The organism is Luteolibacter pohnpeiensis (assembly GCF_016595435.1).
Lineage (GTDB): Bacteria > Verrucomicrobiota > Verrucomicrobiia > Verrucomicrobiales > Akkermansiaceae > Luteolibacter > Luteolibacter pohnpeiensis.
Genome location: NZ_JAENIJ010000001.1, coordinates 269,005 through 276,121, shown reverse-complemented (window position 1 = coordinate 276,121; position 7,117 = coordinate 269,005). Strand labels below are relative to the sequence as shown.

The following is a 7,117-nucleotide window of genomic DNA, read 5'->3' as shown; positions in this document are numbered from 1 at the left end:
AGATCCGGCGCAGCCGCGATCAATTGGGCATTCGCCTTCGCGGTTCCCGCCAGATAACCCATATCAGGAGCAAGCCCCATGTGAGCCACGGTTTGGCGTCCGTATCCATTGGAAGCCATCACTTCCAAAACGCCCGCGCTGTTACGATGGACCGCCCAAGGAGCAGGAGTTATCCCACCCACCAAACTTATATTATCAGTATCTATATTTGCATTCATTTTAATATACCTTAAGATCTGGGCACAGCTCACGCAGGGAGTGCCGGTTAGTTATTTTTTAATTATTCAATTTGGGACGAGATTCTCCTGTCAGAAGACGTTCAGCTTCATCGCGGGGAATGAGGATTCGCTTTCCTGAATTTGGAATCCGTTTGATAAGACCTGCATGAACTCGGTCTCTAACAGTTTGAGTCGAAACCCCCATCAATCGGGAAAGCTGGGTAATTGAAAGAGCACTGCCGTCTTGTGGTAGAGTGCCCATTCCTGAAATGATCAGCTTAGCTAGACTCTGCAACTGGTCGTCTGGCAGTCTTACTTCGAGTTGGATTGCGTTCATCGTGTTATGCAGATCAAGGATTCAGTTGATGAATTTTCAGATTTCTCGGTTAGAGAGCGTGGCGCCTTGCCTTCGTCTGATCTCTCGTCTAGACGCTTGTCATGGCTTCTCTCAACCCCTTTGCGGCGATTGAAAAATTGATCGATGAACACGGCTCTGCCAAGATCATGAAAGAACGTCTTGCGCTTGCTGCGGACCAATACTCCGTTTTGGAGCGCGAGAACGCGTCTCTGAGAGAGCAGCTTGCTAATGCGCTTTCTGAGAATGAGACCCTGAAGTCTTGCAAGCTTGATCTTGAAAAGGAGATAGTAGAGCTTCGTCCGGAGATATATTTGCTCGAGGACCCAGCAAAAAATATTCTTCAGGCTCTCTTTGATGCTTCTGCTGGCATAGATATCGATACTCTTATTGGAAGATTTAGTATGGGAGTCAATGAATTGAGATTTCATTTGGAATCGTTAATGGATTTAGAATTTATTAAGAATCACTCAGGTTGGCCGGGTAGCATATACACCGATGGTTATGGACAGGTGCATCATTCCCGAGGCGTTCCCGAAAGTTTCTCGATTCTGAAAAAGGGGCGGGTTTACATCATGCGCGGCCGCATTGGGTGATCAGGCTGCTTTGCCGGTTGGTTTCGCCATTTTATCGGCAAATTCAGCGATAGCATCGCCAAGGAGCTTGATGACGGAAACGCCCTGACGGACTGCTTCGCGGCGAATTGCTGATAATCGTTCAGGGCCAATATTTTTTTCAAACTCGGCCATGACCTTGGAAAGTGAATCGTCGTTCATGTTTGGGGGTCGTTCGGTTTGAGTTACAAAAGAGACAAAACATGAAAATCATGTCCACAACAAGAAAATACTTTCATTGATTTGATTTTTCTTGTCGGAATCTTGTTTTTCACTATATTTCTTTCATGACGAAAGAGGATATTCTAGTCCGAATGGATCAACTTGGGTTCACTCGCCAAACATTAGCCGAAGCATCAGGCTATGCTTATGAATACGTCAGGGATAGACTAACTCCGACTGCCTCCAACCCACCAAAGAAGTTTGTCGCGGCTGTTCAGCGTGCTTTCTCCGAAGAAGAGCGCCGTCGAGAGGTAGACTTGTCGAAGCCAAGTGCCAGCATTTGGGATCTCGTTTTCTTCAATGGTGCCGAAGTTCAGAAGATCAACCTAGGCCGTAAAGCTGGTGGATACGAAGATATCCCTAGCTTCTACCATGACGCGATCATCAACTTTGCTGATGAACTGCTCCGAAAAGAAAAGGAGGCTGGAAAAACTGTAAAATTCCCCGCCAAAGCCAACCTCCACGCGGCTGCAGGCTCCCCGATCGCTGCCGAGGTCATGGATTGGGAAGGCGAGAACGATACCGTCATGGTCAAAATCAACGGACTGAGCATGGTTCCGCTTCTCAATGACGGCGATGTGGTTCCTATGAGACTCAAGAAAACAGCTCGCAACCCGTACATGAAAAAGGGGCTGATCTACCTGGTTGATTACGACGGCGGCTACACCGTCAAGCGTTACAACACCCGGAAAGCAACACCGGAAGAAAAGGAAGAACTCGGTGAATGGATTGAGCGCGGTAAGGTCAAGGTGCTTGAGAGCTTAAACCCGGATTTCCCTGAAATCGTCATCAAACAACCGATCGAGTGGATAGCCTGGTTAGATTAGACATATACCAACGGATTGAGCAAAAATTCGCTCAAAAAGCTCGGCATATAGATAATTTGAGCAGCATTTTACTCATTCCTGAAATCGTCCGGCCAGATCCATACACGAATCGGAAGCTTGTTTGCTTCGATCACTGAGCCGAGGCGAATGATGTGCCCCCGGTCACGCTTCTCATCTGTTACCACTAAGACGATCCCGGCCTTCTTGTTCGTCTGTAGGGAATACCACAGGCACTGGCCGATCGATTCCTTCCAATTCGAGGCTTTCTCGACCTCAATCGCATAATCGTCAGTAACGATATCGACCCGTCCGTTCGACACCCGCACTTCGGTCTTTCCCCCAAGTGAAGCAGCGGCCTTATCCCTATACCAGCTCTCCGGGTGACTTACCTCTTTACCAAATGAAACGGAAGCCAGACAGCACGCCAAAAATACAATTCGAAGGTGCCTACAGTTTCTCCTGATCATCCCGGATGCTAAGACATATAATCACCGGATTATAGGACTTTCTCCCAGTCATGCCATGTTTTCATCCTAGCTTCTCAGCAGCACGCAAGCTGTGCTCGTCCCGGAGATGCCCGTAGACTTTCATGGCGAGCGCCCCGCCGTCCAGATGCCCTAGCCACTTTGAGACTGTCGGGATATCCACGCCTTTTTCAATGGCGTGAGTGGCAAACCAATGGCGGAGATCGTGCACACGCAAATGTTCCAGCCCCAGGCGTTCGCATGCCGAGGTAAGGGCTTCTCGAGGTGTCAAAATCTTGAATACCTTACCCCTGGCAGAGGAAGGCCGACGACGCTCTAAAAGCAATCGTAGGCGTTCATTGATTGGAACCCGCCGAGTTCGGTGATTTTTCGTCTTTGATTCGCCACCGGTAACAAGCAGCCATCCTGCTCCAATATCCTCCCACTTTACTTCACGTGCTTCGCCAATTCTTAGGCCAGACCATGCAAGGAATTCGATTAAATCTGCAGCTTCTGTCGAAGGTCCGGATCGAACACTCTCGATAATCGAATCCAACACCGCAACTGATGGCAACGGGCGGACAGCTTTGTCCTTTGCTTTCTTGCGTCGCAGGACCTTGGCGGGGTTCTTAGAAATCGAGCCATCTTCGACGAGCAACTCGCCAATCTGAGTAATCAATCGAAGTGCATTGTTGGCATGGGTTGTGGAATGCTTTTTCGAAAACTTAGACCACCATTCCCGAGCTTCGTCTTCACTCCACTCACTGGCTTCCAAATCGACTGGAAAAGTCTTCCGCAGCCCGGCGCACAGGTGGCCATAAAACTCCTTTGTGGACTGTTTGAGATCCGCAGTAGACTTGGCTCTGTCTTCGACCAGATTCAGCGCATCGCCGAGGGTTTTGAATCTTAAGGCTGTTCCTTCAGCTTCGCTCCTCAATTTGTTGAGAACTTCATCCCTGGCAATTTTCGCAAGCTTCAGATTGTCCGTTTTCAGGGATACCCTGACTTTCTTTCCTGAAATCTTAGCGTTCAAATAGTAGGTCCCAGATCGATGGCGAATCAGATTTTCCGATTGAGTTCGTTGCCATACGGGCTGCACTGCTTTCATGCACTCATTTGACCACCTGTAGGTAATACGTCAACTACTGGTGGTCATTGGCGGTGGTCATCGGCACCATCGAGACACGAAAAAGGGAACCCTTACGGATTCCCTAACTCGTTTATTTACAGATGGTGCGCGCGAAAGGACTCGAACCTTCACGGGGTTGCCCCCACTAGAACCTGAATCTAGCGCGTCTACCAATTCCGCCACGCGCGCATCTTGTTTTGACCCCGGATTTTACGCCGGGCGGGAAAAACAGCATGCCGACCGCAGGAATGCAATCCGATTTACAGATATTTTTTACATTGCCGCACAAGTTCCTCTCCGATTGACGCTTTCCCCATTGCCAACTCAATCAATACCGCCAAATCTAAGCTATGCAGAAGGCCACGCCCCTCTTCCTTGTCCTCGTCCTCGCGGCGACAGCGGCATTCCTATCTTTCAGTCCCAATACGAATTCCCCCGGGAATCAGGAATCGCTGAATACTAAAACCACAACCTCCAAGGAGGAATCTCAACTTACTGCCAATCAAAGCGGTAAGGCTGATAAATCCTCCGCTTACCCAAAACCGTGGCCGCAGGAGAAATCGGATATTCCGGCCGATCCCAAGGCGGTATTTGGCAAGCTGGACAACGGTTTCCGCTACATCATTTACCCGAATTCCGAGCCGCCTTCACGTGTTTCACTCCGCCTGCACATCGCTTCCGGATCGTTGATGGAGGCTGATGACCAACAGGGACTCGCTCACTTCATGGAGCACATGGTCTTCAACGGCTCGAAGCATTATGCCGCTGAGGATTTGATTCCGAAAATGCAACGCCTCGGCATCGCATTCGGCGCCCATGCGAATGCCTACACCTCGTTTGACGAGACGGTCTACATGCTCGATCTCCCTGAACTTTCGAAGGACACGCTGGATCTGGGTTTCAACGTTTTGCGTGATTTCGGCGATGGGGCGCTTCTCCAGGAAAAGGAAATCGACAATGAACGTGGCGTGATCCTTTCAGAGAAAATGAGCCGTGACTCGATCGGTTACCGTTTGATGCAAAAGCAGTATGACCTCATGCTGCCGGATTCCCTCATTTCCAAGCGTTTCCCGATCGGCTCCTCGGATGTGATCAAAAATGCGAAGCGCGAGCGCTTCACCGATTACTACAATCGTTACTATGTCCCGGACAGAATGACTTTCGTGGTCGTTGGCGACATTGACCCTGCGGAAATGGAAAAGCGCATCAAGGACAGCTTTTCCTCCATGACCAACCCGGACAACGCCGGAGCTGATCCAGATCTTGGCCCGATTCATTCACCTGAGGGCCTGAAGGCATCTGTGTTCACCGATGATGAGCTGACCGCGACGGAAATCTCCCTGACCTCGATTCGTCCATACGAAGCAAAGGCGGACACCAAGGAAAATCGCATTGAGGAGTTGCCGCTTGCCTTGGCAAACGCGATCGTCTCACGCCGGTTCCAACGCATCACTCAACAGGAAAACTCCCCGATTGTCTCCGGTTCCGCATCGCGTGGCGTAATTTTCAATTATGCGGAGTTGGGATCCATTGACGTAACTGCAGCCAATGACGACTGGCAAGCGGCGGTTCCCGTGATGGAGCAAGAGTTCCGCCGGGCGAAGGAATATGGTTTTACCGAAGCAGAGTTGGCGGAGGTCAAAGCCAACATTTTGAATGCCTACGAGCAAGCCGTCAAACGTGAACCAACCCGCAAGTCCGATGCGCTTGCCTCGGCTCTGGCAGGATCTGTCAATGACGCCTCGGTTTTCTCAACACCTCAAACGAATCTCGATATCGTTCGCGAAGGTCTCAAGAACGTCAGTCTGGAATCCGTTCATCAGGCATTCACCGATTTCTGGAACACTTCCGGCTATCATTTGGTTCTGACCACCAAGACAGCCCCCGAAGGAACGGACAAGCAACTGGCGGCCGCATTCGAGGAATCCAGAGGCAAGCCAGTCGAAGCGCCGGAAACTCGCAAGACGGTTGAATTCGGCTACACCGACTTTGGCAAACCCGGAAAGATTGTTTCGCGCAACGAAATCGAAGACCTGGGCATCACCCAATTGGTGCTATCGAACCAAATTCGCGTGAATCTTAAGAAAACCGACTTCGAGACCAACCGGATTCGCCTTCTGGCACGCATCGGTACCGGCCAGCTTTCCCAGCCAGCGGACACGCCAATGTTTGATGCCTTTGCCACAGCCGTCTTCGAAGGCGGCGGACTCGGCAAGCATTCGAATGATGAGCTTCAGGAAATTCTCGCAGGTAAGAACGTGAGCAGTGGTCTTTCAATTGGTGAAGACGCTTTCAACCTGGCAGGCTCGACCACTCCCAAGGATCTGCAACTTGAGCTTCGTTTGATGGCAGCCACTTTGACGGATCCGGGCTATCGCAAGGAAGGCCTGTGGCAATTCCAAAAGGCAGTGCCAATGATCTTCCAACAACTGAAGCACACACCGAGCGGACCACAGCAAGAAATGAATGCCTGGATGTATGGCAACGATTTCCGCTACACCGTTCCCTCCGCTGAGAAGCTCAACACTTACACCATCGATCAGGTCAAAGACTGGCTCAATCCACAGCTGACGAAAGGTTACATGGAACTCACCATCGTAGGTGACTTTGACATGGACACCTTGTTGCCGGAACTCCTCGCAACGTTCGGAGCTTTGCCAACCAGGGATGCCACACCTCCAGCACTCGACGATCGCCGTAAGATCGAGTTCGCGAACGCACCAGCGCGCAAGCTCTTCACTTACGAATCCAAGGTTCCACAAGGTATCGCCACCACCATATGGAAGACCGATGGCATTCGCGGCAATCAGCCAGAATTCCGCCGCCTCAACATTCTCGCCAGCATCTATGGCGATCGCTTGCGGGAAGAAATTCGCGAAAAACTCGGTGCCTCTTACAGCCCTAGTGCGGGTGCATCCGGTTCTGATGCCATGGATGACGTGGGTTATGTGATTGGCCAAAGTATCGCAAAACCGGAAGACGTTGATCGTTTGTTAGACACCATGCTGCAACTAGCCGACAAGCTCTCTACCGAGGGAGCAACGCAGGATGAGTTGGATCGCGCCCTCAAGCCGGTCATTGGACAGTTGAAAAAGTCCCTTCGCGACAACGGCTACTGGCTTGGAACAGTCATGAGCCAATGCCAACTCCAGCCCGAGCGGCTCGATCTAGCCCGCAATCGCGACGAGGATTACAACTCGATCAAACTCGCGGACATCAACGCACTTGCGAAAAAATACCTGGGAAGCGGTAACGCCTTGCTCGTCGGAATCAAACCCCAGGAATGAT

8 protein-coding genes and 1 tRNA gene are annotated in these 7,117 nt (G+C 50.9%); 3 read left to right on the top strand and 6 right to left on the bottom strand.

Going from position 1 to position 7,117, the window contains the following annotated elements; translation table 11 throughout:
• Together JIN85_RS01210 and JIN85_RS22265 are read right to left on the bottom strand one after the other, a co-directional pair.
• A partial coding sequence (locus tag JIN85_RS01210) for a hypothetical protein (protein ID WP_200266765.1) occupies window positions 1–218 on the bottom strand: 218 nt, incomplete at its 3' end.
• 58 nt (window positions 219–276) lie between these two features.
• Complete coding sequence (locus JIN85_RS22265) at window positions 277–480, bottom strand: helix-turn-helix domain-containing protein (RefSeq protein WP_425494625.1); 204 nt, start codon at window positions 478–480, stop codon at window positions 277–279.
• A gap of 176 nt (window positions 481–656) precedes the next feature.
• Here JIN85_RS22265 and JIN85_RS01200 point away from each other — a divergent pair, with 176 nt between their 5' ends.
• Window positions 657–1,169, top strand: coding sequence for a hypothetical protein (locus JIN85_RS01200; protein ID WP_200266761.1), 513 nt, complete (start codon window positions 657–659; stop codon window positions 1,167–1,169).
• On the opposite strand, the gene JIN85_RS01195 is transcribed toward JIN85_RS01200, so the two are convergent.
• Entirely contained in the window at window positions 1,170–1,349 is a 180-nt protein-coding gene (locus tag JIN85_RS01195) for a hypothetical protein (protein ID WP_200266759.1), read from the bottom strand.
• A gap of 125 nt (window positions 1,350–1,474) precedes the next feature.
• Here JIN85_RS01195 and JIN85_RS01190 point away from each other — a divergent pair, with 125 nt between their 5' ends.
• Window positions 1,475–2,236 (top strand): S24 family peptidase, encoded by a 762-nt coding sequence (locus tag JIN85_RS01190; RefSeq protein WP_200266757.1) that lies wholly within the window; start codon window positions 1,475–1,477, stop codon window positions 2,234–2,236.
• 68 nt (window positions 2,237–2,304) lie between these two features.
• Here JIN85_RS01190 and JIN85_RS01185 read toward each other — a convergent pair whose 3' ends face one another.
• The 3 genes from JIN85_RS01185 to JIN85_RS01175 all read right to left on the bottom strand — a co-directional run bounded on the left by JIN85_RS01185 (window position 2,305) and on the right by JIN85_RS01175 (window position 4,018).
• Complete coding sequence (locus tag JIN85_RS01185; RefSeq protein ID WP_200266755.1) at window positions 2,305–2,664, bottom strand: hypothetical protein; 360 nt, start codon at window positions 2,662–2,664, stop codon at window positions 2,305–2,307.
• A gap of 100 nt (window positions 2,665–2,764) precedes the next feature.
• Window positions 2,765–3,808, bottom strand: coding sequence for a tyrosine-type recombinase/integrase (locus tag JIN85_RS01180; protein WP_200266753.1), 1,044 nt, complete (start codon window positions 3,806–3,808; stop codon window positions 2,765–2,767).
• A gap of 123 nt (window positions 3,809–3,931) precedes the next feature.
• Window positions 3,932–4,018: transfer RNA gene (locus JIN85_RS01175), tRNA-Leu, on the bottom strand.
• Between the two features lie 161 nt (window positions 4,019–4,179).
• On the opposite strand from JIN85_RS01175, the gene JIN85_RS01170 reads away from it, so the two are divergent.
• Window positions 4,180–7,116 carry a M16 family metallopeptidase gene (locus JIN85_RS01170; protein WP_200266751.1) on the top strand — a complete coding sequence of 979 codons (2,937 nt, stop codon included), beginning with the start codon at window positions 4,180–4,182 and terminating at the stop codon, window positions 7,114–7,116.
• Window position 7,117: the final 1 nt, after the last annotated feature.